Origin of the sequence: Candidatus Pseudomonas phytovorans, assembly GCA_029202525.1 — a bacterium.
Lineage (GTDB): Bacteria > Pseudomonadota > Gammaproteobacteria > Pseudomonadales > Pseudomonadaceae > Aquipseudomonas > Aquipseudomonas phytovorans.
Genome location: CP119325.1, coordinates 406,956 through 433,040 on the forward strand (window position 1 = coordinate 406,956; position 26,085 = coordinate 433,040).

Here is a 26,085-nt window from a genome sequence, read left to right on the forward strand (position 1 = left end):
ATGGAAACCCGAGCCCATCACGTTCTTATCGGCCTGGTCACCGTCCTGGTGGCGGCGGGTGCCATGCTGTTCGGCCTGTGGCTGACCAAGTCCAGTGTCGATGACGCCTTCAAGGACTACGAAGTAGTGTTCAACGAAGCTGTCTCCGGCCTATCGCGGGGCAGCCCGGTGCAGTACAACGGCATCAAGGTGGGCGATGTGTCCACCCTGCGCCTGGACCCTAAAGATCCCCGCCGTGTACTGGCCCGGGTGCGCCTGAGCGGTGACACCCCGGTAAAAGAAGACACCCAGGCCAAGCTGACCCTGGCCGGCGTGACAGGCAACTCGTTCATCCAGCTCAGCGGGGGCACCCCGCAAAGCCCCGAACTCAAGGGCAAGGATGGCAAGCTGCCGGTGATCATCGCCTCGCCGTCGCCCATCTCGCGCCTGCTTAACGACAGCAGCGACCTCGTCACCAACATCAACCTGCTGCTGCACAACGCCAACCAGATGTTCTCCGAGGACAACATCGGCCACCTCAGCAACACCCTGGCCAACCTCGACAAGACCACCGGCGCCTTTGCCGGCCAGCACGGCAGCATCGCCGAGGCCATCGCACAGCTGGTGCAGGTGGGCAAACAGGCCAGCGCTACCCTGGCCGAAACCCAGGCGCTGATGCACAACGCCAATGGCCTGCTGGGCAGCGAAGGCAAACAGGCGATCGGCAGCGCCGAGCAGGCCATGCAGTCTTTGGCCGAAAGTACGGCAACCATCAACAACCTGCTCAAGAACAACAGTGAGGCCATCGGCGACGGCGCCCAAGGCCTGAACCAGCTGACCCCAGCCATTCGCGAGCTGCGCGAAACCCTCAACGCGCTCAAAGGCATTTCCCGGCAACTGGAGGCCGACCCGAGCGGCTACTTGCTTGGCCGCGACAACAACAAGGAGTTCCAGCCATGAAACCGTCGTTGCGTCTGCTGGCCCTGGCGGCCTCGCTGAGCCTGGCCAGTGCCTGCTCGATCCTGCCTCAGAGCGAACCCGTCGACCTCTACCGCCTGCCGGTGAACCAACCTAGCCGCACGGCGCCACCGCTGGACTGGTCATTGCGCCTGAACAAGCCGCTGGCCAGCGAAGTGCTGGCCGGGCCGCGCATTGCCGTCATTCCTCAAGGCGATGTGGTCAGCAGTTACAAGGGCGCACGCTGGAGCGATGCGGCCCCGGTGCTGCTGCGCAACCGCTTGCTTGATGGTTTCCAGCGTGACGGCCAAGTGCAGCGTCTTAGCGCCGACGACAGCAACCTGCAGGCCGATTACGAGCTGGCTGGCGAGCTGCAGGCGTTTCAGAGTGAATACCGCACGGGCGACGCAGTGGAAGTGGTGATCCGCTACGACGCGCGCCTGGTTCAGGGCCGCACCCAGCGCATCCTGGCAAGCAAGCGCTTCGAAATCCGCCAGCCGCTTGCCGACAAGCACGTGTCAGCGGTGGTCGCCGGCTTTGGTCAGGCCAGCGACCAACTGGTGGGCCAGGTGGTGAGCTGGACCATTGGCCAGGCCAACCAGGCACAGCTTAAGGTTCAGGCGAAGAACCAGTAGCAGACGAAGATCGCCGCAACCACACCAGAGAACTCGGCCAGCAGTGCGCAACCGACCGCATGGCGCACGCGCTGGATGCCCACGGCGCCAAAGTACACGGCCAGCACGTAGAAGGTGGTTTCGGTGCTGCCCTGAATCGTCGCCGCCACCAGGGCGGGGAAGCTGTCCACGCCTTGGGTCTGCATGGTCTCGATCAGCATGGCCCGCGCTGCGCTGCCGGAGAACGGCTTGACCAGCGCAGTGGGCAAACCCTCGACGAAGCGGGTGTCCAGGCCCATCCAGTTCACTGCATGGCGGATACCGTCCAGGGCCAGTTCCAGGGCGCCAGAAGCGCGCAGCACACCGACCGCCACCAGCATCGCCACCAGGTAGGGCAACAGGTTCTTGGCCACATCGAAGCCTTCCTTGGCGCCTTCAACAAAGGCTTCATACACCTTAACCCGCCTCAGGGCGCCAATCACCAGAAAGAGCATGATCACGCCAAACAGTGTGAGGTTGCCCAGGATCGACGACAGGCTGGCCAGCGCGGCGGCCGAAAGGGTGCCGAGGAAGGCCATGAAACCGCCCAGCAGCAAAGCGCCGGGGATGAAATAGGCAAGCACCACCGGGTCCCACAGGCGCAAACGCTGCATCACTGCCACCGACACCAGGCCGACCAGGGTCGACACGCTGGTAGCCAGCAGGATAGGCAGAAATACCATGGTCGGGTCTGGTGCGCCCTGCTGGGCCCGGTACATGAAGATGGTGACCGGCAGCAGCGTAAGCGACGAGGCGTTGAGCACCAGAAACAGAATCTGCGCGTTGCTCGCGGTGGTGCTGCTGGGATTCAGCTCCTGCAGCGCGCGCATGGCCTTCAGGCCAATCGGCGTGGCGGCGTTGTCCAGGCCCAGGCCGTTGGCGGCAAAGTTCATGGTGATCAGGCCCAGGGCCGGGTGGCCAGGCGGGACCTCGGGCATCAGACGGGCAAACAGCGGGCCCAGCACCTTGGCCAGCCATTCGACGATACCGGCCTTCTCGGCGATCTTCAAAAAACCCAGCCACAGGGTCAACGTGCCGAACAGCAGCACCATCACCTCGACCGACAGCTTGGCCATGGCGAAGATGCTTTCGACCATTGCCGCGAAGATGCCAGCGTTGCCGCCTATCAGCCATTGCGCCAGGGCAGACACCGCCGCCACCAGGAAAAAGCCAAGCCAAAGGCCGTTGAGCATCCGCGTATACCCCCTGAAAAATGCCCGAATGATAGCGGAAGTTGTCTGTATCGGCCTCATCGCCGGCAAGCCAGCTCCCACAGGTGATGCGCTGGCCTCGGGCCTTGTGATATCCCTGTGGGAGCTGGCTTGCCGGCGATAGGGCCGGTGCAGGCTCCCGTGATCACTACAGACAACAAAAAGCCCCGACAAGTCGGGGCTCTTGGTCAAACAGCTGTCAGACTCAGCGCTTGGCAGTCTCGCCAACCACCACAGCTTCCTGCTTGCCGGCCATCAGCGAGGCGTAGTATTGCTCGCCCTTGGCCGCGTCGTACATGCCTTCCCAGCGCGCGATGACCAATGCAGCCAGGGCGTTGCCCACCACGTTCAGCGCGGTACGGGCCATGTCCATGATGCGGTCGACACCGGCGATGAAGGCCAGGCCTTCCAGCGGGATGCCCACGCTGCCCAAGGTGGCCAGCAGGACCACGAACGATACGCCCGGTACGCCAGCGATACCCTTGGAGGTGACCATCAGGGTCAGCACCAGCAGCAGCTGCTGGCTCCACGACAGGTCGATACCGTACAGCTGGGCAATGAAGATTGCCGCGATGCTCTGGTACAGGGTCGAACCGTCAAGGTTGAAGGAGTAGCCAGTCGGTACCACGAACGAGCAGATCGACTTCGGCGCGCCGTACTTCTCCATCTTCTCGATCACGCGCGGCAGCACGGTTTCGGAGCTGGAGGTGGAGTAAGCCAGGATCAGCTCATCTTTCATGATGCGCATGATCTTGATCACCGAGAAGCCAAACAGGCGGGCGACCAGGCCCAGCACCATGAAGGCGAAGAAGGCGATGGCGAAGTACACCAGCAGCACCAGCTTGGCCAGCGGCAGCAGCGAGCTGAAGCCGAAGTTGGCCACGGTCACGGCGATCAGGGCGAACACGCCGATCGGGGCGTAGTTCATGATCATGTGGGTGACCTTGAACATGGTTTCCGATACGCCCTGGAAGGTGCGTACCAGCGGGTCGCGCAGGTCGGCCTGCAGGCTCGACAAGCCCAGGCCGAACAATACCGAGAAGAAGATGATCGGCAGCATTTCGCCACGCATCAGCGCTGCGAAGATGTTCGACGGGATCAGGTTCAGCAGGGTTTCAATGAACGCATGCTCATGCTGCACCTCGGCCGCAGTGGCCTGGTACTTGGAGATGTCCACGGTACCCAGGGTGCTCATGTCGATGCCAGCGCCCGGGTGGAACAGGTTGGCCAGCACCAGGCCCACGACGATGGCGATGGTGGTCACCACTTCGAAGTAGATGATGGTCTTCAGGCCGATGCTGCCCAGTTTCTTCGCATCGCCAACCCCGGCGATACCCACGATCAGCGACGAAATCACGATCGGGACGACGATCATCTTGATCAGGCGAATGAAGATGTCACCGGCCGGCTGGAGGACGTTGCTGATCCACCAGGCCTTTTCCGCGCTGAAGTGGTTCAGCAGCGCGCCGATTGCAACGCCCAGGACCAGACCGATGACGATCTGCCAGGCGAGGCTCAGTTTTGCCTTCTTCATGTCTTTACCCTTTGTTCTAGTGGTCATGGCACCGGACGAAAACGCCCGTGACAGAGCCATTGGCTAGGTCACGGGCGGTAAATCTTTGCATCCGGCGACTTCATGTAAGGACAGCGCAGGCGAGCGGCAGGGCGCTCTGGCCAGCGAAAAAGGCGGCAACTATTGCGATGGCAAGGGGGGAAATCTAATGCCGGAAACGCATACCCCATACCGTTTATGCATATCGATTTGCACGAAAACAGGGCGTTCGCAAGTGCTTGATTTATAACGTTCGGAATCCCGAACAAGACCAAACCGCCATATTTCGGCAGATTTAGCGGTATGGAAAGGGCGCGGAAGATGGCTTGTTCGACAATCCGAATGGCGGAAATGACACTTGAAGAAGCGCCATTGAGCTCGAAAAAAATTGACGTGCGGTCGAGAGAAAATGTGTCTCGAGGTAAAAATCGCGCAAGGGAAGAGGTGTTTCCTGCAGGGCTCCTCGGAAGTCAGGTCGGCTCAGGTATCCCTATGACACCGCCGACCTGAAACTTCCGATTCCGCCTTTCCTGACCCGGCCCATTGCTGGAGGTACTCCCTGTACCCCTAGGCCACTCCGATCCTGCAACAATCAGAACAGCCCGACCCCTTGGTCATGTGCCGCCCCTCCTCGGGGCGGCGCATCATAGAAGGCTGAAATATAGAAAGGTTCAGCTTCTATTACGTGACAGTCGGTGACCTTTCGTCCGTACCTGCAAAAAATGCTCAGTACCAGTTCGGGTCACGCTTGAGCTGCTCTTGCAGCATCGCCTTCATGCCGGCGTCGGGTTCGCCCAGCCATCGGTACTGCGCATGACGGGTGGGCGACTTGTCGCTCGGCAAACCTTCGGGTACCTCCACGAGCATCCCGTAGGCATCATCCTTGTCCCAGCTGAACGCCACGATCAGCCGCTTGTAGGTGCAGTTGTCCTGCGCCTCGCACAGTGGGCCGACCAGGTACTTGTCGCCATCTTCGGTAACGGCAGACATCTGCTGCTGGGCACTGCCGCTCAGATTGACCACCCAATCGGGCAGGCGTTCCTCGCCCTTGATCGTGTCCTGCCAGGTTTCCCGGTACTCCGGGTCCGAGCCGAGCAGCTGATCGACCCGGACCTGGCCGTCATTGGCCGCCATTGCCGCCGCACTGCCACCCAGTAACAGGGCGGCAGCCAGGGCTGTAGAAAGCTTCCTGCCCATCTTTAACCTCGTCCACGTCCAAAGAAGAAGGAGGCTACGAACAGCACCAGGAAGACAATGAACAGGATCTTCGCAATACCCGTCGCAGCGCCGGCGATACCACCGAAGCCCAGTACGGCAGCGACAATGGCGATGATGAGGAAAGTGATAGCCCAACTCAGCATGGTGGTTCTCCTTTCTTTTTCAGAATCGATCCGGACGGCAGGTCAGAAGACCCAACGGTCCTGTGGTACGACATTTTCCAAAGTGGCCGGTGAGGCAGTAGCCTGGCCAGCAGGCAGCCGGTCAGCCGCCTGGACCAGGGTGTTGGCACGGGTGGCCTGAATCTGCGTCAACAGTGCAGTCTGCGCTGCCACTTGCTCCGCCAGGCGTGCGGTCTGCCAGCTGTAATAGAAGAGGCCGGCGGCCAAGGTCAGCAGCAGCGCCATGCCAAGTGACAGCATCTGGCGCAGGGGCAGTGCAGCGTTCTGCGAGCGGTTGACGGATTGGCGGTTCATGCCGGCTCCTCCTGCTGTAATTTTTGTTCAAACCTGAACAGGTAATTGCAGCCTGCATGCCAGACTTTAGATTTAGATAAAATCTTTTAAAATCATATAGTTAAGAACATTCGAATACGGCGATCAGGACGTATCCTGCACGATGCCGTCGTCGCGGTCGTGCGAATTGCACGATCAGCCTTCGACCTTGGTCGCCACCTTGAGCAAGTCGGCATCCACCCCGCGCACGCCGATGATCTGCCGAGCGATCTCCACGGCGATGGTTCTCTGCTCCGCGCTGACCACCTCGCCCGACAGCCGCACCATGCCCGCCTCGCTGGCTACCTTAAGGTTCAGCCCATCGAGGTTGCGGCTATAGCGGTAACTGTTCTGGATCTTGTCGATGATCCAGCTGTCGGTTGGCTGCGGACCGGTTGGCGCCCCTACCGGGGTTTCGCGGGCCTTGGCCATCGCGGCGCTATCAAGGCTGACCAGGTTATTGACCAGGTGCACGCCGTCGGTGGTGCGCGCCACCACGCCGGCAAGCTCCTTGGCTTCGGCACTGTCGACCTTGCCGCGCAACGTCACCACGCCTTCACTGCTTTGTACTTCTATGGCCGCCTTTTCGGTGGTGCGGCTCCACAACAGCCGGGCACGGATCACCGCCGCCAGGGTGGCGTCCTCCAGGCGCTGGGCGTAGGCACGCAGCTCCAGCGGGCGGTCCACCAGTTGGGCATTGACCTGCAACTGGTTCTCCACCTGTTCGATGCCCCGCGTGGCCCGGGCCACATCTTCGGCCAACTGCCGTTCGACGTCGTTCTCCACCTCACCGGAAAGCCGCGCGTGGTTGCCGTCCACTTCAACTTTGATACGGAACGGGTCGAGCATGCGGTTCAGTGACAGGGCGGTTTGCAGGGCGCCTTCCAGGCGTGCGTCCTGTATGGGGTCGGCGATTGCCGGGGTGAATACGGGCAACAATGTGGCTGCCAACACGGCTGTACGCAGGGAAAAGGGCATGGCAGTGGCTCCTTTTTGGGCAAAAGGTGAAAATCGTCGCAACCAATGTGCCATCGCGTACCTCTAAGCAAATCATTGGAATATCGCGGTCTGCAGACTTCGTTTGGCCATTGGCTAGCATGCAAAGGACAGAATCCTTCAGAATTGACCATGCAACTTGCCCGATTTTTCCCACACTAAATAAAGATCTATCCCTAAGGAGCGCAGGAAATGGAATCAGCCCAGGACAACCAAGGCCGCATTCTGCTGGTGGATGACGAGTCCGCGATCCTGCGCACCTTCCGCTACTGCCTGGAAGACGAAGGCTATAGCGTCGCCACGGCCAACAGCGCTGCCCAGGCCGAAGCGCTGTTGCAGCGTCAGGTATTCGACTTGTGCTTCCTCGATTTACGCCTGGGCGAGGACAACGGCCTCGATGTTCTGGCGCAGATGCGCATACAGGCTCCGTGGATGCGCGTGGTGATCGTCACCGCGCACTCGGCGATCGACACAGCGGTGGACGCCATCCAGGCCGGCGCCGCCGACTACCTGGTCAAGCCATGCAGCCCCGATCAGCTGCGCCTGGCCACCGCCAAGCAGCTGGAAGTGCGCCAGCTTTCAGCACGCCTGGAGGCCCTGGAAGGTGAAGTGCGCAAACCCAAGGACGGCCTCGACTCGCACAGCCCGGCCATGATGGCGGTGCTGGAAACCGCCCGCCAGGTCGCGACCACCGACGCCAACATCCTCATTCTTGGCGAGTCTGGCACCGGTAAGGGTGAGCTGGCCCGGGCCATCCATGGCTGGAGCAAGCGTGCACGCAAATCCTGCGTGACCATCAACTGCCCGTCGCTGAGTGCCGAGCTGATGGAAAGCGAACTGTTCGGGCACACCCGCGGCGCTTTCACCGGCGCCAGTGAAAGTACCCTGGGACGGGTCAGTCAGGCCGATGGGGGCACGCTGTTTCTCGACGAGATCGGCGATTTTCCGCTGACCTTGCAGCCCAAGTTGCTGCGGTTCATTCAGGACAAGGAATACGAGCGCGTCGGCGACCCGGTGACCCGGCGTGCCGATGTACGCATTCTGGCCGCCACCAACCTCAACCTCGAAGAAATGGTGCGCGAAAGCCGCTTCCGCGAAGACCTGCTGTACCGCCTCAATGTCATCACCTTGCACTTGCCGCCCCTGCGTGAGCGCAGCGAAGACATCCTGACCTTGGCCGACCGCTTCCTCGCCCGCTTCGTCAAGGAATACTCCCGCCCCGGCCGGGGCTTCAGCGACGAAGCACGCTCGGCCCTGCTCAACTACCGCTGGCCCGGCAACATTCGCGAACTGCGTAACGTAGTAGAGCGGGCCAGTATCATCTGCCCACAGGAACGGGTGGAAATCAGTCACCTGGGCATGGGCGAGCAACCCGCAGGCAATGCCCCGCGCGTAGGTGCGGCGCTAAGCCTGGATCAACTGGAACGCGCCCATATCGGGGCCGTGCTGGCGGCCAGCGACACCCTTGACCAAGCCGCCAAGACCTTGGGCATCGACGCTTCCACCCTGTACCGCAAGCGCAAGCAGTACAACCTATGAAGTGGCCACCCATGAAGCTGCGCACGCGGCTTTTCCTCAGCATTTCGGCGTTGGTCACCGTGGCCCTGCTCGGGCTTCTGCTTGGCCTGATCAGCGTGCTGCAGATGGCCACGGTGCAACAGCAGCTGGTCCGCGATACCACCCACGCCCTGGAAGTAGGGCTTAAATTGCGGCAGAACCTGGGCGAGCAATTGACGCTGATTCTCGATGAAGGCACTGCCCCGGAAAGCCTGAGGCTACTGCAGGACAATTTTCAGACCCTGCTCAACCAAGGGCTGGAGCAGGGCGGTGAGCGCACCGGCTTCAGCAAGGCCAGCAGCAACTACCAGGCCTTTCTCCAGGCCTACCGCGACAGCGCCGCGCCGGCCCGCAGCATGGGCGCCGATCAGCCATTGGGGGCGGCGTTCAATCAGGTTCGTACCGACCTGATCGACGCCCACAAGCAGGCCCTGGAACTGATCACCCGCAGCGAAGAGCACAGCCGTGACCGCGCGTTGCTGGTCAGCGGCGTGCTTGGCCTGATGGGCCTGGTGGTGTTGGTGCTGGGTTTCATCACTGCGCACAATATCGCCCGGCGCTTCGGCCAGCCGATCGAGGCCCTGGCCAAGGCGGCCGATCAACTCGGCAAGGGCAATTTCGACGTTACCCTACCGGTCACCCAAGCCACAGAACTGAACCAGCTGACCCGCCGCTTCGGCCTCATGGCCGATGCCTTGCGCAAGCACCAGGCCACCAACGTCGACGAGCTACTGGCCGGCCAACAGCGCCTGCAAGCCGTGCTCGACAGCATCGACGACGGCCTGCTGATCATCGACCACCATGGCCGCCTGGAACACCTCAACCCGGTGGCGCAGCGCCAACTGGGCTGGAACGAAGGCCGTGTGGGCAGCAGCCTGGCCGAGGCCCTGCAACGCCCCGAGCTTGAGCAGCAGCTGCGCCAGGTGCTACGCGGGGGCAGCCTGGACCGGCCGCCGGACGACTTGACGATGGAGGTCGATGAAGAAGCGCGCCTGCTCACCTATAGCCTGACCCCGGTCAGCCACCCGCAGGGGCCGATCCTGGGTGCGGTGATGGTGCTGCACGATGTGACCGAGCAGCGGGCATTCGAGCGCGTGCGCAGCGAGTTCGTGCTGCGTGCCTCCCACGAGCTGCGTACCCCTGTTACCGGCATGCACATGGCCTTCGGCCTGTTGCGCGAGCGGGTCAAGTTCCCTGCCGAAGCGCGCGAGAACGACCTGCTGGAGACCATTGGCGAAGAAATGCAGCGCCTGACCCAGCTGATCAATGACCTGCTGAATTTCTCTCGCTACCAGAGCGGGCTGCAGAAGCTCGACCTGGCCCCCTGCGCCCTCGACGAACTGCTGGAGCGGGCGCAACTGCGCTTCGCCGAGCAGGCAGCAGACAAGCAGATCGAGTTGATCAGGGAACTGGAACCACCATTACCGCGCCTGCAAGCTGATGCTGCCCAGCTGGACCGGGTACTCGACAACCTGCTGCACAACGCCATCCGCCATACCGCCAACGGCGGGCGAATCCGCTTGCATGCCCGGCGGCATGCGGAACGGGTGATCATCAGTGTCGAGGACAATGGCGAAGGCATTGCCTACGGGCAGCAGGGGCGCATCTTCGAGCCATTCGTACAGGTAGGGCGCAAGAAAGGCGGCGCTGGGTTGGGGCTGGCGTTGTGCAAGGAGATCGTGCAGCTGCATGGCGGGCGCATGGGTGTGTTTTCCCGGCCGGGGCAGGGCACCCAGTTCTACATGGCGCTACCGGTTTGATGCTGTGCACCCGCGCCTACTGGTCAACCCGTCGCGGCAACTGCCCGCGGGTGACCAGCTCGGCAAACTGCCTGGCGTTCAGCGGCCGGGCAAACAGCCAGCCTTGGCCATAGTTGACCCCTTCACTGTTCAGCAGCACCGCCTGGTCTTCACACTCGATACCTTCAGCTATCACCCGTAGGTGCAGGTCATGGGCCATGCGAATGATATGCGGGGCAACGCCACTGCTGGCGGCATCGTGGCCCAGCGCATCGATGAACGCCTTGTCGATCTTCAGGCAATCCACCGGCAGGGTCTGCAGGTAGGCCAGGCTGCAATAGCCTGTGCCAAAGTCGTCGATGAGCACCTGATGCCCCACTGCGCGCAACGCCTGCAGGTTGTCACGGGCCACCACCACATCGACCAGGCCGCGCTCGGTCACCTCGAACGCAATCTGGCTGGGCGACACCCGATGCAAGGCCAGCAGCCGCGCCGCCACCCGGCCGATACGCGGCACCATCACATCGCAGGCGGCCAGGTTCACCGATATGTACAGTTTGGGGTGCGAGCGCAGCAGCTGCCCCAGCTGTTCGAGCACGCGCTGCAGGACAAAGTCGGTGATCTGGCGAATCTGCCCGGTGTTTTCCGCCAGCGGTATGAAAAGATCCGGGCTGGTCAGGGTGCCATCCGGGCGTCGCCAGCGCACCAGCGCTTCGGCCCCCACGCAGCGCCGGCTGTCGAGTTCGAAGATCGGCTGGTAAAGCACCTGTAGCTCCCCCCGGCGCAATGCGTTCTGCAACTCCGAGCTCATCGACCGCCGTTGCAGGATCAACTGCAGCACCAGCCAACCAATGCAGCACGCTGCCAATACGCTGCCGGGGAACAGCAGCCAGAGCATGCCGTTCATCCTCAATGGCAGGCTGGCCCGCGGGGCGATCAGCACCAGTTGGTAATCCGGCGACTTGGTCGGCATGCGGTAGATCAGGCGATCGCTGAGTTCGAGCAGCGACTTGTGGCTCGTCGACCAGGCCGAGGGCGGCGGCCACACCTGTGGCGGGCCCAGCACCGGGATGGCCCGGGCGCCGTTATCCAGCACGACCACCAGGCTGCCGCCCGGGGGCAGGTCGACCACGTCGGTCAGGTGCCCGCGCGAGGTCGAGACCACGAACTTGCCCCGGCCTAACATCAGCGCAGCCAGGTTTTCGTTTGGTTCGGTGGTGGTGTTCAACCAGTAGCTGTAGGTCGGCCCCTGGATGTCGGGTGCCCGCAATGGCTCGAACGCCCGCTCATCACCACGGTTGGAGCAGGCGACATCACCATCCACATAAGCCGCTTCATAAATGAACCGCGAACTCAGGCCAACCTGCTGCAATGCTGCCAACATTGCCGGGCTACAGCCACGCAAGGGCTGCGCCTGCAACAGGTCTACCCCTTCACGCAACTGGCCAAACACCTGCTCAAGGCGGTCGAGAAAACGCTCGCCCTGGGCATTCATCTGTTCGCTCTCGCTTTGCTTCATCTGTTGCAAGGCAATGCCGATGCTGGCAGAGAGCAGCAGGGCGGCGCTGGCCAACGCTGCCAAAGTGGCCAGCATCCAGGGGCGGTAAAAAATTTGGCGCAGCAAGGTGATGATGGCTGACATCAAAGGCATCCAGTTGATAACAAAGGTATAGCAACTGAATCGAGAATCACCCTCACCGTTTAGCGCTTCGCAGCAGTTTACGCAGGCTGCTGCTACAAGAACGCTGCCAGTGGAGCCTTAACGCATGCGGTTGAGCACCTGCAGCATCGCTGCCGTCTGCGCATCCGGCATGCCGTCGAAGCGCTGCGGGCGGAAGCGCATCTGGAATGCAGTGATCACATGGCGAGTGGCAACATCCAGCACCCCGGTTTGCTCGATTTGATAGCCAAACCGTGCCAGTTCCTGCTGGTACCAGCCCACGCTTGGCGGGTTGACGTTGAAGTAGGCTTGCTGGCGTGCCACGGCATTGGCATCGGGCCAGATACCCAGCCCTGCATCAGCCAGGCGCTTCCACGGGAACAGCGGCCCCGGGTCCAGCTTGCGCGACGGGGCGATATCGCTGTGGCCAATAATGTGCCGCGGCTCGATGTTGTTGCGTTTGACGATGTCCTTCAGCAGCGCAATCAGTGACTGCACCTGCGCTTCGCTGTAAGGGTGCCAGATTCGGCCATTTGGTGTGTCGGTGAACCCCGGGTTGACGATCTCGATACCAATGGACGAGGAGTTCAGCCAGGTGCGCCCCTGCCACTGGCTGTCACCGGCATGCCAGGCGCGGCGGTTTTCATCCACCAGTTGATACACCGTCGCCGGGCCGTCGCCGATCAGGTAATGGCTGCTGACTTCACCGTGGGTAAGCAGCGCCAGGGAGCGCTCCAGCGAAGCATTGGTGTAGTGCAGCACAACGAACTGGATGCGGTTGTCCTGGTTGGCCGAAGGGTGGCTACGGTCGATGCGCAGGCCCGTCGAACAACCGGCGACAGACAACAGCAAAAAGCAAATCAGGGTTTTTTTCAGCGTGGAAAGCACGTCAGTGGCCTCAGCGAATGAGCGCTACAGTATAACGTGCTCCCCACGGCCGCGCTTACCGTGAGTCAGTTTTTGCAGTTAGCTCTGCTCGACCCGGTTGCGCCCCTGCTCCTTGGCGCGGTACAGCGCCGCATCGGCGCGCTTGAGCACCTGATCGCCGCGCTCACCGGAACGGAACGCACCCAGACCGATGGAGGTGGTGATCACCACCCGCTCGCCCTTGAAGTGGAACGGGCAGGCTTCCACCGCGGCCCGTAGCACTTCCGCCACCTGGGCCGCCGCCGCTGGGGGTGTCTGTGGCAGCAGCAACACGAACTCTTCACCGCCGAAACGGGCGATGAAGTCACGGCCGCGCAGGCGCTTGCGCAGCTGGTCGGCGACAATCTTCAGTACTTTGTCCCCGGCCAGGTGCCCGTAACTGTCATTGATGCGCTTGAAGTGATCCAGGTCGAGAATCGCCATGGCCAGATGGCCGCCGTTCTCTTGCCATTCGACTATTTCGCGCTCGACCCGCTCGCTCCAGGCCGCACGGTTAGGCAGGCCGGTGAGGGGGTCGAGCAGGGCTTTCTGGCGCTGTTCTTCAAGGTGCTCGCGGTAACCGAGCGCCTCGTGCTCCATGCTCGCCACCCGTTCGGACAGCCCGTGCAAGCGCCCCGCCAGCTCTTGCTCGCGGCGATCGCGCTCGTGTTTGTGCTCGTCCATGGTGATCAGCAAGCCTTCCAGGCGGTTTTCCAGGATGTGCTTGAGGCTGTCGACGTCGGCGGCGCCCTGCACACTGCTTTGCAACCCATCGACATGCTCGCGCAACTGGTTATCCAGCTCGCGGGCGGCGGAGCTGTTGTCGGCGTGACCGGCGCTAGCCTCGTGCAGGTGGCTCTGGAAGCCTTCCAGGCGCTCATTGAGTTGCTGCAGGTAGGTTTCGAATTCGTGCTGGCCACTGTCGGTGATCGCCAGCATGAGCACGGCGAGGTCATCCAGCACCGGGATCAGCTCATACCAGTTCAGGCCACGGGCGACTCGCTCGCGCATTTCCAGCGCCTGGGCCTTGTGCCGCTCGGGCAGGCTCAGGTCATCGAGCAGGCCGATCAGGGTCTTTTCGATGTGCGCAGCAACCTGGCTGTAGGGCGGCTCTACCGCGTAGGGCAGGGCGTAGGGTCCGTCTTCGCCGAAGGTTTCTTCAAGCGTGGGTGCCGGTTGTGCTTCTGCCAGCGGCTCGCTTGCGGCCGCCTCCGGTTCGGGCGCTTCATCCTGCAGCGGCAGCTGGGCGGCGGGTGGTTCAATTGTTTCGATCAGCGCCGGGCCAGACATCGCCGGCTCAGGTTCGGGCACTGCGGTCGGTTCGGCGCGAGGGGCTGAAAGCGGTTGCAGCGCATCCACATCGTCAGGCTGCGGGGCTTCGATACTGCCCTTTTCAGCCTGGGGCGACTCAGCAACAGGCACCGGCGTCGGCTCGCCTTGTGGGTCATCCTCACGGCTGCCAAACAGGCGTTGCAAAAAGCCGGGCCGGGCTTCGTCCTCTGGCTTGCCAAGGGCTGACAGCGCAAGGCCCTGCAAACCGCTCAACTCGCCTAACAGCGGCGGCAGCTCGCGGGACTGGGCAACACCACCCTCGAGTTTTTTCGCCAGTTTTTTCAACGGCCGCGAGATATCGCTGGGCAGCGGCAGGCCTTGCAGCTGGCCGACCAGCGCGGTCAACGCATCGCTGACCTGGTTCATGCGGGTTTCACGGCGCTGTTCGGAGTCGAGCACCGCCTTCTCCAGGCGCGGAATCAACCCGGCGAGGCCAGCGTCCATGTTGTCGCTGCGGATGACCTCGCGCATTTCCTTCATGCACTCGTCCACCACCTTGTCACTGCCTTCGGCAGCCAGGGTGCTGCGCACCAGACCGCGACGCAGCAGGTCGAGACGGGCGTTCCAGCGGCGTTCGAGCTTTTCTTGCTGCTCGATGCTTTTAAGGTATTTTTCTTTCCAGCGCTCAGCGTCTTCAGTCATGCCCGGGTCCGCAAACGGTGATGGCAATTAGCTCAAGACCGGCAGCGTATCCACAGTCAATGCATCAGGCAATCGAATCTCGACAGCAACGGGAAGGTGGTCGGAAATTGGCCGCGCCAACACCTCGACACGCTCCAGCGTAAGGCTTGAGCTGAGCAGGATATGGTCCAGGCAACGCTGCGGTCGCCAGCTAGGGAAGGTCGCTTCGACTTGCGGGGCGACCAGGCCCAGATCGCGCAGTGGCGAGTGCTCCAGCAGGTCGGTGGCATGGGTATTCATGTCGCCCATCAGCACTTGATGGCGGTAACCGCCAATCAGCTCGCGGATGTAGCCCAATTGCAGGGCGCGGGTCTTGGCGCCTAGCGCCAAGTGCATCATCACCACGATCAGCGCATCTTCGCCTTCACCGAAACGCACCAGGATCGCCCCGCGGCCGGCCGGGCCGGGCAACGGGTGATCTTCGAGCAATTGCGGCTTCAGGCGGCTAAGCACGCCATTGCTGTGCTGGGCGAAACGCCCGAGATTGCGGTTGAGTTGCTGGTACCAGTAGGGGAAGGCGCCAAGATGAGCCAGGTGCTCGACCTGGTTGACATAACCTGAACGCAGGCTGCCACCGTCGGCTTCTTGCAAGGCCACCAGGTCGAAGTCGCTCAGCAACTCACCGATTTTCTGCAGGTTGCCGGCACGCCCGTTGTGCGGCAGCAGGTGCTGCCAGCTGCGGGTCAGGTAATGCCGGTAGCGCTCGGTGCTGATGCCCACCTGGATATTGAAGCTGAGCAGCCGCAGGCGACCATCCTCGGGCAGGCCAGAGGCCTGCAGGTGATGCTCGTTGACCTGCGGCTGGTGCAGGCCAATGCCACGCGTGGTTCTAAAGCGGGGCATGGGTTACGCCGCCTACTTGGCGGCGCGCTCCTTGTCGATCAGCTGGTCGGCGACGTTCAGCACCCCTTCCGGCCCGCCTGCGGTGCCCAGGTCGAAGCGGTACTTGCCATTGACGACCATGCTCGGTACGCCGGTGATTTCATACTTCTTCGCCAGTTCCTTGGCCTGGTTGACCTGGCCCTTGATGGCGAAAGAGTTGAACGTGGCGAGGAACTTGTCCTTGTCCACACCTTGGGTGGCGAGGAAGTCAGCCATGTCCTTCGGGTCAGTCAGGCGTTTGTGCTGGTTCTGGATGGCGTCGAACACCGCGGCGTGCACCTTGTGCTCGACGCCCATGGCTTCGAGGGTCAGGAACATCTGGCCGTGTGCGTCCCATGGGCCACCGAACATGGCCGGTATGCGCTTGAAGTTGACATCCTGGGGCAGTTTTTCGACCCATGGGTTGATGACCGGCTCGAAGTGGTAGCAATGTGGGCAGCCGTACCAGAACAGCTCGACCACTTCGACCTTGCCAGGCACGGAAACCGGAACAGGGTTGCTCAGCTCAATGTATTCCTTGCCGGCAACAGGCTCGGCGGCCTGAACGGCAGTCATACCAAATACGCTGGCGGCGACCAGCGCAGCGCTGAGAATCAGTTTACGCATGCTTTACTCCTGAGCATTCATGGGTCGCCACGACGCGCCCTGTACTGAGACAGGCCGGGAAGGGCTCGAGTTCTGTAGTGTAACGGCTGCGCACGGAAAAAAGGGCAGCCCAGCCGCCCTTTCATCATTGGCCTACAACATTAACTGAAAGTTAATGCAGGCCCTGGATGTAGCTGGCCAACGCTTCGATATCGTGGTTGCTCAGCTTGCCGGCGATGGTGCGCATGGTCATCGCGTCGCCATCGTTGGTCCGTACGCCCTCGCGGAACTCGGTCAACTGCTTGGTTACGTATTGCGAGTGCTGCCCGCTCAGGTGCGGGAAGCCGGCCAAAGCGATGCCCCCGCCGTTCGGCGAATGGCAGCCGGTGCAGGCAGGCATGCCTTTTTCCAGGTCGCCACCGTTGAACAGCGCACGGCCACGGTCGACCAGCTTGGGATCAGCGGCACCCACGCTGCCTTTCTGGCTGGCGAAGTAGGCGGCAATATCGGCCAGGTCCTGGTCGCTGAACGCAGCCAGCATGCCGGTCATCTCCAGCACCGTTCGGTTGCCCGACTTGATGTCGTGCAGTTGTTTTTCCAGGTAGCGCTGGCCCTGGCCGGCCAGTTTCGGGAAGTTCGGCGCCAGGCTATTGCCGTCGGGGTTGTGACAGGCACCACAGACGGCTGTCTTGGCCTGACCGGCGGCGGCATCGCCTTTGACAGGTTGCGCAGCAGTGGCCGCACCTGCGACACCCAGGGTCAACAGCAGACTCACGACTAGTTTGTTCATCAGCTAATCCAACACGGCTAAGGGTGAAATGTTATGTATCGGGACTGCCGCTCATCCAAAGGATGACCAAACGGTAGTCCTCGGCACTGCAGTCCATGCACAATCCACGCGGCGGCATAGCCTTGAAACCCTGGGTCACGTGCTTCACCAGTACGTCCATGCCTTGCGCCAGCCTTGGCTCCCACGTTGCCCGGTCACCCTGTCTGGGCGCCTGTGGCAACTGCCCGGCGTGACAGGCCGCACACGTGCGGTTGTACAACGCCTTGGGATCCTGTGTAGCCTGTGCGCTGAAATACGGCAGGAACATACCGACAGCTAGCAGCCATTTCGCCCAGCGAAACGACCTGACAGGGTTGGGGGACGCGCTGCGTTCTAATGCGCAAGCTATAGTTCGGCACCCCATGCCCGCTCTCCTTCGCTGGGAGAATGGGCACACAAAAACTGGGGCATTATATACTTCTGTCAGCCAAACGGAAACGACACCGCTTGCCAGCCTAGGCTTTGGCAACACCCACATCGGATATCCCATGCAAGTCAAGAACCCCATCCTCGGCCTCTGCCAGAAAGCCACATTCGCCCTCAGCGCAGCCAAGGTCGAACAATGCCCGGACGACCAGGGTTACGAGGTGGCTTTTGCCGGCCGCTCAAACGCCGGCAAATCCAGCGCCCTCAACACCCTGACTCATGCCAGCCTGGCGCGTACCTCGAAAACTCCGGGGCGCACCCAGCTGTTGAATTTCTTCAGTCTGGACGATGAACGGCGTTTGGTCGACCTGCCGGGCTACGGTTATGCAAAAGTGCCGATTCCGCTCAAACAGCACTGGCAGAAACACCTGGAAGCCTACCTGGGTAGCCGTGAGTGCCTGCGCGGCATCATCCTGATGATGGACGTGCGCCACCCGATGACCGACTTTGACAAGATGATGCTCGACTGGGCCAAGGCCAGCCGCATGCCGATGCACATCCTGCTGACCAAAGCCGACAAGCTCACCCACGGCGCGGGCAAGAACACCTTGCTTAAAGTACAGGCCGAAATCCGCAAAGGCTGGGGCGATGCTGCGACCATCCAGCTGTTCTCGGCACCCAAGCGCCAGGGCGTGGAAGATGCCTACCGGGTGCTGGCGGGCTGGATGGAGCTGGAAGACAAGCCAGTGGCCTAATGCCTGCCACACCCCGCTTTTGTGGGAGCGGGCTTGTCCCGCGAAGCAGGCGACGCGGTGGATGGCACCGGCGTTGCCGGTGTTCGCGGGACAAGCCCGCTCCCACAAGAGGAACTACAACGCCTGCGGGTCAAATTCCGGGCAAAAAAAACCCCGGACTTCGTATGGGGAGGGGGAAGTTCGGGGTCCAAGTCCGGACCGCTAGGGCGGGGTCCAGATATCTGCCAACACTTAACACAACATAGGAGCATCGAAGGGCTTCACCAGCCATTCAGTAACTCTGAGTTCCGCTTCACCGGTTTAGTTCCGAAGCCCTGAAAACTATTTGCGATAGTTTCATGAAACTTCAGCACCAATGGCACTGAGCGGTGCCAGGATCCGCGTCACTACGCCGCCGATCCTACACAGCTTTCCCGGCTCAATCAGTGAGCTTCGTCCCAATTCGCACCAATTCCTGCTTCCACCAACAGCGGCACATCCAGTTCCGCAGCTCGGCTCATGTGCTGGCGAATTTCATCTTTCACCTGCTGCACCAGGTCCTCGCGCACCTCAAGTACCAGTTCGTCGTGTACCTGCAGGATCACCCGGGCATCCAGCCCGCTCTCGCTCAGCCAGTTATCCACATTGACCATGGCCCGCTTGATGATGTCGGCGGCCGTGCCCTGCATCGGCGCGTTGATCGCAGTACGCTCGGCGCCCTTGCGCAAGGCCGGGTTCTTGGCGTTGATGTCTGGCAGATACAGCCGGCGGCCAAACAGGGTTTCGACAAAGCCCTGCTCGGCGGCCTGGGCGCGGGTGCGCTCCATGTAGGCCAGCACGCCCGGGTAGCGGGCGAAGTAGCGGTCGATGTAGTCCTGCGACTGCTTGCGATCAACGCCGATCTGCTTGGCCAGGCCAAAGGCGCTCATGCCGTAGATCAGGCCGAAGTTGATGGCCTTGGCCTTACGGCGCTGGTCGGTGGTGACGTTCTCCAGGGCAACACTGAACACTTCCGCTGCCGTGGCCCGGTGCACGTCGAGGTCGTTACGGAAGGCGTGCAGCAGGCCTTCGTCCTTGGCCAGGTGGGCCATGATGCGCAGCTCGATCTGCGAGTAGTCCGCCGCCAGCAGCTTATAGCCTGGGCTGGCGATGAACGCCTGGCGGATACGCCGGCCTTCGGCGGTACGGATCGGAATGTTCTGCAGGTTCGGGTCGCTCGACGACAGCCGTCCAGTGGCGGCTACAGCCTGCTGGTACGACGTGTGGATACGCCCGGTGCGTGGATTGATCTGCCCCGGCAACTTGTCGGTGTAGGTGCTCTTTAGCTTGCTCAGGCTACGGTACTGCATCAGTACCTCAGGCAGCGGGTAACCTTGCTCGGCCAGTTCGTCGAGCACAGCCTCGGCGGTGGATGGCTGGCCCTTGGCGGTCTTGCTCAGCACCGGCATACCCAGCTTGTCGTAAAGGATCGAACCCAGCTGCTTGGGCGAGCCAAGGTTGAATTCCTCACCGGCCAGCGCGTAGGCACGCTGCTCCAGTTCAGCCATCTTCACGCCCAGTTCACCGCTCTGTACGTGCAGCAGTGCGGCATCGACCAGTGCGCCCTGGCGTTCGATCTTGGCCAGCACCGGCACCAGCGGCATCTCGATGTCCATCAGCACCGGCTGCAGGCTCGGCGTTTGCGCCAGGCGGGCCTGCAGCGCCTGGTGCAGGCGCAGGGTGATGTCGGCGTCTTCAGCTGCGTAAGGGCCGGCCTTGTCCAGGTTGATCTGGTTGAAGGTCAGCTGTTTCGTGCCCTTTCCGGCAATCTGCTCGAACGTGACGGTGGTGTGGTCGAGGTACTTCTGCGCCAGGCTATCCATGTCGTGACGGGTGGCGGTGGAGTTCAACACGTACGATTCAAGCATCGTGTCGTAGGCCACGCCGCGCATTTCGATGGCGGGCGAGCCATTGGCGAGGATGTTGATGTCGTACTTGGCGTTCTGCCCGACCTTGGCCTTGGCCGGGTCTTCCAGCAGCGGCTTCAGTGCCAGCAATACGGCCTCGCGGTCCAGCTGGTCCGGTGCACCTTCGTAGTCGTGGGCCAACGGCACATAGGCTGCCTCATGGGCCGCGACCGCGAAAGACAGGCCCACCAGCTGCGCCTTCTGGGCGTCCAGGCCGGTGGTCTCGGTATCGAAGGCGAACAGCGGCGCCTGGCGCAGCTTTTCCAGCCAGGCATCGAAACGGGCCTGGTCGAGGATGGTTTCGTACTTCGGCTCGACCTTGGCCGCGGGCTCCTCGACGGGCGCAACCTCATGACCCGCCCTGGCGGCATCACGCTGCACATCGGCAACCCAGCTCTTGAACTCCATCTCGGTGTACAGCGCCTGCAGCGCTTCGCGGTCTGGTTCACCACACACCAGCGCATCCACTTCGACATCCAGCGGTACATCGACCTTGATGGTGGCCAGCTCGTAGGACAGGAACGCCGCGTCCCGGTGCTCCTCAAGCTTGGCTGGCAAGGTCTTGGCGCCACGGATGGCCAGTGCCGGGACCTTGTCCAGGTTTTCATACAGGTCGCTAAGGCCGCCGCCAATACCGGTCAGCAGGCCCACGGCGGTTTTTTCGCCCACGCCCGGCACGCCGGGGATGTTGTCGACCTTGTCGCCCATCAGGGCCAGGAAATCGATGATGTGCTCCGGGCCGACGCCAAATTTCTCATGCACGCCAGCCACGTCCAGTACGCTTCCGGTCATGGTATTGACCAAGGTAATGTGCCCGTCTACCAGCTGCGCCATGTCCTTGTCACCGGTCGAGATGATCACCGGGCGGCCTTTGGCGGCGGCGCTGCGCGCCAGGGTACCGATGACGTCGTCGGCCTCGACACCCTCGACGCACAGCAGCGGGTAGCCCAGTGCCCTCACGCTGGCATGCAACGGCTCGACCTGCACCCGCAGGTCGTCAGGCATGCTCGGGCGGTTGGCCTTGTACTCGGCGAACATGGCATCGCGGAAGGTACCGCCCTTGGCGTCGAACACCACCGCGAACAGGCTGTCGGGGTACTGCTTGCGCAAGCTCTTGAGCATGTTCAACACACCCTTCACCGCACCGGTCGGCATGCCCTTGGACGTGGTCAGCGGCGGCAGCGCGTGGAAGGCGCGGTACAGGTAGGAGGAACCGTCCACCAGGACGAGGGGGGCTTGGCTCATGAGCAGAATCAACCTTTTCGACGGGTCCGGCGCTAGAATAGCCAGAATCATTGACGACAAAGGGACTAGGTTATCATGCGTACACTCAATCGCCTGTTACTGCTCGGCCTGTTGGCAACCACGCCAGTCGTCACCCTGGCGGCGGACGACGCCCCCTCGGCCGATCCCGAGGTGACCATTCGCACGGAAGGCGACAAAACCATCCAGGAGTACCGGCAGAACGGGTTCCTGTATGCGATCAAGATCACGCCGAAAAACGGCAAGCCTTATTTCCTGGTACGCGCCGATGGTACTGATGCCAATTTCATTCGATCCGACCAGCCGGACATGCTGATTCCGTCCTGGAAGATCTTTGAGTGGTAATCTGACGCGCACCGTTCACATCAACCCGGCACTTCCCGGCGGAAGTGCCCGTATGGGCAATTTTTCATCATGTCAGTCTTCACCCCCGTGACCCGGCCTGAGCTGGAAACCTTTCTGGCGCCGTACGAGCTGGGCCGTCTGCTCGACTTCCAGGGCATTGCCGCCGGCACCGAGAACAGCAACTTTTTCGTCAGCCTCGAACAGGGGGAGTTCGTCCTGACGCTGATCGAGCGTGGGCCCAGCGAGGACATGCCGTTCTTCATCGAACTGCTCGACACCCTGCACGCGGCCGACATGCCGGTGCCCTATGCCATTCGTGACCGCGACGGCAACGGCCTGCGCGAGTTGTGCGGCAAGCCGGCGCTGCTGCAGCCGCGGTTGTCGGGCAAGCACATCAAGGCGCCGAACAACCAGCACTGCGCCCAGGTTGGCGAGCTGCTGGCCCACATTCACCTGGCCACCCGCGAGCACATTATCGAGCGCAAGACCGACCGAGGTCTGGACTGGATGCTGGCCTCGGGTGCAGATCTGCTGCCGCGCCTGAGCGCCGAGCAAGCAGCGCTGCTGCAGCCGGCGCTGGACGAAATCGGCGCACACAAAGCGCAGATCCTGGCATTGCCGCGGGCCAACCTGCATGCCGACCTGTTCCGCGACAACGTGATGTTCGAAGGCACCCACCTGACCGGTGTGATCGACTTCTACAACGCCTGCTCGGGGCCGATGCTGTATGACATCGCCATCACCGTGAACGACTGGTGCCTGGATGAGCAGGGCGCAGTGGATGTACCGCGTGCCCAGGCACTTCTGGCAGCCTATGCGGCACTGCGGCCGTTCACTGCGGCCGAGGCCGAGCTATGGCCGGAAATGCTGCGGGTAGGGTGTGTGCGCTTCTGGCTGTCGCGCCTGATTGCGGCGGAATCGTTTGCCGGCATGGATGTGATGATCCATGACCCGGGCGAGTTCGAAGTGCGCCTGGCGCAGCGCCAGCAGGTGGCTTTGCACTTGCCGTTCGCTCTCTAGACCGCGTCTGCTTCTTCGCGGGCACGCCCGCTCCCACAGGGATCACACAAACCTCAAGGTTGTCGATGTACCTGTGGGAGCGGGCGTGCCCGCGAAGAGGCCGGTACAGGCTTACAACTGCTCCAGGCACCCAGCCAGATCACCACCCAGCTTCTCCAGCAAGCGCTCATAGCCCTTGCCATCCACCGGGTCGGTACCGCCCAGGGCATCCAGCTCAGCCAGGGTCACTGGCAGGCCGGCCGTCAGGGTCTCGGCCAGGCGCGGTCGCAGTGGCGGTTCGCTGAATACGCAGGTCTTCCCAACTTCCTGCAGGCGCTTACGCATGGCCGCCACATGCTGCGCCCCCGGCTGTACCTCGGATGCCACGCTGAACACACCCGTGTGCTTCAGGCCATACTCCGCCTCGAAGTAGTCGAACGCCTCGTGGAACACGAAGTACGGTTTGTCGGCAATACCAGCCACCCGTGCCTTGATCCGCGCATCCAGTGCGTCCAGGCGCTCGTCGAAGGCCTTCAGGTTGCTCTGGTAGCGGGCCGCATTGGCCGGGTCGACCTGAGCCAGGTCAGCCGCCATTTTTGCCGCGATTACCCGTGCGTTGACCGACGATAACCACAAATGAGCATCCAGGCTGCCTGGACGGTGATCGTGGTCATGATCGTCGTGGTCTGCTTCCTCATGGGAATGGCTGTCCTCGCCAAAATGACGCAGCTTCATGCCAGTCAGCGACTGCACGGCCACCGTGGGCTTGCTGCGGCTGCCCAGTACCCGCGGCAGGAAGTTCTCCATGTCCGGGCCGATCCAGTACAGCAGGTCGGCATCACCTACCCGGCGCACATCGGAGGGGCGCAATGCATAGTGGTGCGGCGAGGCGCCTGGCGGCAGCAACACGTCAGGGCTACCAACGCCATCCTGCACGGCGGCGGCAATCTGCTGCAGGGGCTTGATACTGGTAAGCACATGCACATCGGCCTGGGCGGAAAATGCGATGAAAGCGACAAACAGAGCTAGGAATCGGGACACGGTGGATACTCGAGTCGTCAGAAACAGGTAACATAATAACGTCTCCATCCAGAACCGTCGCTGCCCATGTCCATCACGCCGCTGGCCAACCGTCCTCACGATCATTCCCATTGCGTACACAGCGCACTGGCTGAAGCCGACGCCTTGTGCACCCGCCAGGGTCTGCGCCTTACTGCGCTGCGCCGCAGGGTGCTGGAGCTGGTATGGCAAAGCCACAAGCCGCTGGGCGCCTACGACATCCTCGCCGTGCTCAGCGAGCAGGATGGCCGCCGCGCCGCGCCCCCTACGGTGTACCGTGCGCTCGACTTCTTGCTGGAAAACGGCCTGGTGCACCGTATCGCGTCGCTCAACGCCTTCATCGGCTGCAGCCATCCCGAGCACGTGCACCAGGGCCAGTTCCTGATCTGCCGCGAATGCCACGTGGCCATCGAACTGGAACAGAGCAGCATCAGCGAAGCCATCATCAACAGCGCCAAAGGCGTAGGCTTCACCGTCGAAACCCAGACCGTGGAAGTGGTCGGCCTGTGCGGCAGCTGCCGGAGCGCAGCATGAGCGACGCGCTGATCCGCCTGGAGCAGGTCGGCGTCACCTTTGGCGGTGAGGCAGTGCTCGACAGCATCGACCTGTCGGTCGCACCCGGCCAGATCGTCACCCTGATCGGCCCCAACGGGGCGGGCAAGACTACCTTGGTGCGCGCCGTGCTCGGGCTGCTCAAGCCGCACCGCGGCAAGGTATGGCGCAAGCCGAAGCTGCGCATTGGCTACATGCCGCAAAAGATCCAGGTAGATGCCACGCTGCCGCTCTCGGTGCTGCGTTTCCTGCGCCTGGTACCCGGCGTAGACCGTGCGGCAGCCGTGTCGGCGCTGCAAGAAGTGGGCGCGGAGCAGGTCATCGACAGCCCGATCCAGACCATTTCCGGTGGGGAGATGCAGCGTGTGCTGCTGGCCCGCGCATTGCTGCGCGAGCCCCAGTTGCTGGTGCTCGACGAGCCGGTACAAGGCGTGGATGTGGTCGGCCAGACCGAGCTGTACAACCTCATCACCCGCCTGCGCGACCGCCACGGTTGCGGGGTGCTGATGGTGTCCCACGACCTGCACCTGGTCATGAGCGCCACTGACCAGGTGGTGTGCCTGAACCGCCACGTCTGCTGCTCGGGCCACCCGGAGCAAGTCAGCAACGACCCGGCTTTCGTCGAGCTGTTCGGCCAGAACGCACCAAGCCTGGCCGTTTACCACCACCATCACGACCACAGCCACGACCTGCACGGCTCGGTCGTCGCCCCCGACGCACATGTTCACGGAGAGCACTGCAAGCATGGCTGATTTTCTTCTTTACGCCTTGCTTGCGGGTCTTTCCCTGGCAGTGGTAGCGGGCCCGCTCGGCTCGTTCGTGGTGTGGCGGCGCATGGCGTACTTCGGCGACACCCTGTCCCATGCCGCGCTGCTGGGCGTGGCAATGGGTTTCGTGCTCGATGTGAGCCCGGCCTTGGCGGTTACCGTGGGCTGCCTGTTGCTGGCAATCTTGCTGGTGACCTTGCAGCAACGCCAGCCACTGGCCTCCGACACCCTGCTCGGCATCCTCGCCCCCAGCACCCTGTCGCTGGGCCTGGTGGTGCTGAGTTTCATGCACGACGTGCGCATCGACCTGATGGCCTACCTGTTCGGTGACCTGCTGGCCATCAGCACCACCGACCTGGCCTGGATCCTCGGTGGCAGCGCGTTGGTCCTGCTGCTGCTGGCCGCGCTGTGGCGGCCGTTGCTGGCGGTGACCGTGCATGAAGAACTGGCCACAGTCGAAGGCCTGCCGGTGGCGGGCCTGCGCATGGCGCTGATGTTGCTGATTGCCGTAGTGATTGCCGTGGCGATGAAGATTGTCGGCGTGCTGCTGATCACCTCGCTGCTGATCATCCCCGCCGCTGCGGCGCAGCGTCACGCCCGCTCACCCGAGCAGATGGCCTTGGGCGCCAGCCTGCTGGGTGTGACCGCCGTGTGCGGCGGCCTGGCCATGTCGTGGTTCAAGGATACGCCCGCCGGGCCGTCGATCGTGGTCTGCGCCGCGGTGCTATTCTTGCTGAGCCTGGCCCTGCCAAAACGCTGATAAACAGGGCGTGTGCTGGCACGCCTTGCAACCTTTTGCCGGGTAAAGGGTCTGTAAGACCTG

At 62.4% G+C, this 26,085-nt stretch carries 25 protein-coding genes; 10 read left to right on the forward strand and 15 right to left on the reverse strand.

Annotation, left to right across the window (positions count from 1 at the left end; translation table 11 throughout):
* Together P0Y58_01690 and P0Y58_01695 are read left to right on the forward strand one after the other, a co-directional pair.
* Entirely contained in the window at positions 1-939 is a 939-nt protein-coding gene (locus P0Y58_01690) for an MlaD family protein (GenBank protein ID WEK30921.1), read from the forward strand.
* A complete protein-coding gene (locus tag P0Y58_01695; protein WEK30922.1) occupies positions 936-1,571 on the forward strand; it encodes an ABC-type transport auxiliary lipoprotein family protein in 636 nt (211 codons plus the stop codon). Before P0Y58_01690 ends, P0Y58_01695 begins: the two co-directional genes overlap by 4 nt.
* Here P0Y58_01695 and P0Y58_01700 read toward each other — a convergent pair.
* From P0Y58_01700 to P0Y58_01725, 6 genes are all read right to left on the reverse strand, one after another.
* Positions 1,553-2,782: a nucleoside recognition domain-containing protein gene (locus P0Y58_01700; GenBank protein ID WEK30923.1), complete on the reverse strand. Its 1,230-nt coding sequence runs from the start codon at positions 2,780-2,782 to the stop codon at positions 1,553-1,555. The two genes, P0Y58_01695 and P0Y58_01700, sit on opposite strands and share 19 nt — an antisense overlap.
* A gap of 223 nt (positions 2,783-3,005) precedes the next feature.
* Positions 3,006-4,334 carry a glutamate/aspartate:proton symporter GltP gene (gene gltP / locus P0Y58_01705; protein WEK30924.1) on the reverse strand — a complete coding sequence of 443 codons (1,329 nt, stop codon included), beginning with the start codon at positions 4,332-4,334 and terminating at the stop codon, positions 3,006-3,008.
* 744 nt (positions 4,335-5,078) lie between these two features.
* Positions 5,079-5,549, reverse strand: a complete 471-nt coding sequence (locus P0Y58_01710; protein ID WEK30925.1) for an inhibitor of vertebrate lysozyme family protein — start codon at positions 5,547-5,549, stop codon at positions 5,079-5,081.
* 2 nt (positions 5,550-5,551) lie between these two features.
* Positions 5,552-5,713 (reverse strand): DUF1328 domain-containing protein, encoded by a 162-nt coding sequence (locus P0Y58_01715; GenBank protein ID WEK30926.1) that lies wholly within the window; start codon positions 5,711-5,713, stop codon positions 5,552-5,554.
* Between the two features lie 42 nt (positions 5,714-5,755).
* Positions 5,756-6,046, reverse strand: coding sequence for a hypothetical protein (locus P0Y58_01720; GenBank protein WEK30927.1), 291 nt, complete (start codon positions 6,044-6,046; stop codon positions 5,756-5,758).
* A 174-nt stretch (positions 6,047-6,220) separates the two neighbouring features.
* Entirely contained in the window at positions 6,221-7,042 is an 822-nt protein-coding gene (locus P0Y58_01725; protein WEK30928.1) for a BON domain-containing protein, read from the reverse strand.
* Between the two features lie 210 nt (positions 7,043-7,252).
* Here P0Y58_01725 and algB point away from each other — a divergent pair, with 210 nt between their 5' ends.
* Entirely contained in the window at positions 7,253-8,599 is a 1,347-nt protein-coding gene (gene algB, locus P0Y58_01730; GenBank protein ID WEK30929.1) for a sigma-54-dependent response regulator transcription factor AlgB, read from the forward strand.
* Positions 8,596-10,377 carry a KinB sensor domain-containing domain gene (locus tag P0Y58_01735; protein WEK30930.1) on the forward strand — a complete coding sequence of 594 codons (1,782 nt, stop codon included), beginning with the start codon at positions 8,596-8,598 and terminating at the stop codon, positions 10,375-10,377. Before algB ends, P0Y58_01735 begins: the two co-directional genes overlap by 4 nt.
* Before the next feature lie 16 nt (positions 10,378-10,393).
* Here P0Y58_01735 and P0Y58_01740 read toward each other — a convergent pair whose 3' ends face one another.
* The 7 genes from P0Y58_01740 to P0Y58_01770 all read right to left on the reverse strand — a co-directional run bounded on the left by P0Y58_01740 (position 10,394) and on the right by P0Y58_01770 (position 17,499).
* The gene (locus P0Y58_01740) at positions 10,394-11,998 is read right to left on the reverse strand and encodes an EAL domain-containing protein (protein WEK30931.1); all 1,605 of its coding nucleotides are present in this window, start codon (positions 11,996-11,998) and stop codon (positions 10,394-10,396) included.
* Positions 11,999-12,115: 117 nt separating this feature from the next.
* On the reverse strand, positions 12,116-12,904 hold the full coding sequence (locus P0Y58_01745; GenBank protein ID WEK30932.1) for an N-acetylmuramoyl-L-alanine amidase: 789 nt from the start codon (positions 12,902-12,904) through the stop codon (positions 12,116-12,118).
* Between the two features lie 78 nt (positions 12,905-12,982).
* The gene (locus P0Y58_01750) at positions 12,983-14,896 is read right to left on the reverse strand and encodes a diguanylate cyclase (protein WEK30933.1); all 1,914 of its coding nucleotides are present in this window, start codon (positions 14,894-14,896) and stop codon (positions 12,983-12,985) included.
* 27 nt (positions 14,897-14,923) lie between these two features.
* Positions 14,924-15,778: an endonuclease/exonuclease/phosphatase family protein gene (locus P0Y58_01755; protein ID WEK30934.1), complete on the reverse strand. Its 855-nt coding sequence runs from the start codon at positions 15,776-15,778 to the stop codon at positions 14,924-14,926.
* 12 nt (positions 15,779-15,790) lie between these two features.
* On the reverse strand, positions 15,791-16,423 hold the full coding sequence (dsbA, locus tag P0Y58_01760) for a thiol:disulfide interchange protein DsbA (protein ID WEK30935.1): 633 nt from the start codon (positions 16,421-16,423) through the stop codon (positions 15,791-15,793).
* 151 nt (positions 16,424-16,574) lie between these two features.
* Complete coding sequence (locus P0Y58_01765; GenBank protein WEK30936.1) at positions 16,575-17,192, reverse strand: c-type cytochrome; 618 nt, start codon at positions 17,190-17,192, stop codon at positions 16,575-16,577.
* A 31-nt stretch (positions 17,193-17,223) separates the two neighbouring features.
* A complete protein-coding gene (locus P0Y58_01770; protein ID WEK30937.1) occupies positions 17,224-17,499 on the reverse strand; it encodes a c-type cytochrome in 276 nt (91 codons plus the stop codon).
* Positions 17,500-17,719: 220 nt separating this feature from the next.
* On the opposite strand from P0Y58_01770, the gene yihA reads away from it, so the two are divergent.
* Positions 17,720-18,352 carry a ribosome biogenesis GTP-binding protein YihA/YsxC gene (gene yihA, locus P0Y58_01775; GenBank protein ID WEK30938.1) on the forward strand — a complete coding sequence of 211 codons (633 nt, stop codon included), beginning with the start codon at positions 17,720-17,722 and terminating at the stop codon, positions 18,350-18,352.
* A gap of 422 nt (positions 18,353-18,774) precedes the next feature.
* Here the strand turns inward: yihA and polA are convergent, their stop codons facing one another.
* Positions 18,775-21,522 (reverse strand): DNA polymerase I, encoded by a 2,748-nt coding sequence (polA, locus tag P0Y58_01780; protein ID WEK30939.1) that lies wholly within the window; start codon positions 21,520-21,522, stop codon positions 18,775-18,777.
* 75 nt (positions 21,523-21,597) lie between these two features.
* Here polA and P0Y58_01785 point away from each other — a divergent pair, with 75 nt between their 5' ends.
* Both P0Y58_01785 and P0Y58_01790 read left to right on the forward strand, forming a co-directional pair.
* Positions 21,598-21,885 carry a DUF2782 domain-containing protein gene (locus P0Y58_01785; protein WEK30940.1) on the forward strand — a complete coding sequence of 96 codons (288 nt, stop codon included), beginning with the start codon at positions 21,598-21,600 and terminating at the stop codon, positions 21,883-21,885.
* 69 nt (positions 21,886-21,954) lie between these two features.
* Positions 21,955-22,905, forward strand: coding sequence for a homoserine kinase (locus P0Y58_01790; GenBank protein WEK30941.1), 951 nt, complete (start codon positions 21,955-21,957; stop codon positions 22,903-22,905).
* A gap of 111 nt (positions 22,906-23,016) precedes the next feature.
* On the opposite strand, the gene P0Y58_01795 is transcribed toward P0Y58_01790, so the two are convergent.
* Positions 23,017-23,973, reverse strand: a complete 957-nt coding sequence (locus P0Y58_01795; protein WEK30942.1) for a zinc ABC transporter substrate-binding protein — start codon at positions 23,971-23,973, stop codon at positions 23,017-23,019.
* A gap of 18 nt (positions 23,974-23,991) precedes the next feature.
* Here P0Y58_01795 and zur point away from each other — a divergent pair, with 18 nt between their 5' ends.
* Genes zur through znuB form a run of 3 tightly spaced genes read left to right on the forward strand, consistent with a single transcriptional unit; the run spans position 23,992 to position 26,022 of the window.
* Positions 23,992-24,477: a zinc uptake transcriptional repressor Zur gene (zur, locus tag P0Y58_01800; GenBank protein ID WEK30943.1), complete on the forward strand. Its 486-nt coding sequence runs from the start codon at positions 23,992-23,994 to the stop codon at positions 24,475-24,477.
* Positions 24,474-25,247, forward strand: a complete 774-nt coding sequence (gene znuC, locus P0Y58_01805; protein WEK30944.1) for a zinc ABC transporter ATP-binding protein ZnuC — start codon at positions 24,474-24,476, stop codon at positions 25,245-25,247. Before zur ends, znuC begins: the two co-directional genes overlap by 4 nt.
* On the forward strand, positions 25,240-26,022 hold the full coding sequence (gene znuB / locus P0Y58_01810) for a zinc ABC transporter permease subunit ZnuB (protein WEK30945.1): 783 nt from the start codon (positions 25,240-25,242) through the stop codon (positions 26,020-26,022). The genes znuC and znuB overlap by 8 nt, the downstream gene beginning before the upstream one ends.
* Positions 26,023-26,085: the final 63 nt, after the last annotated feature.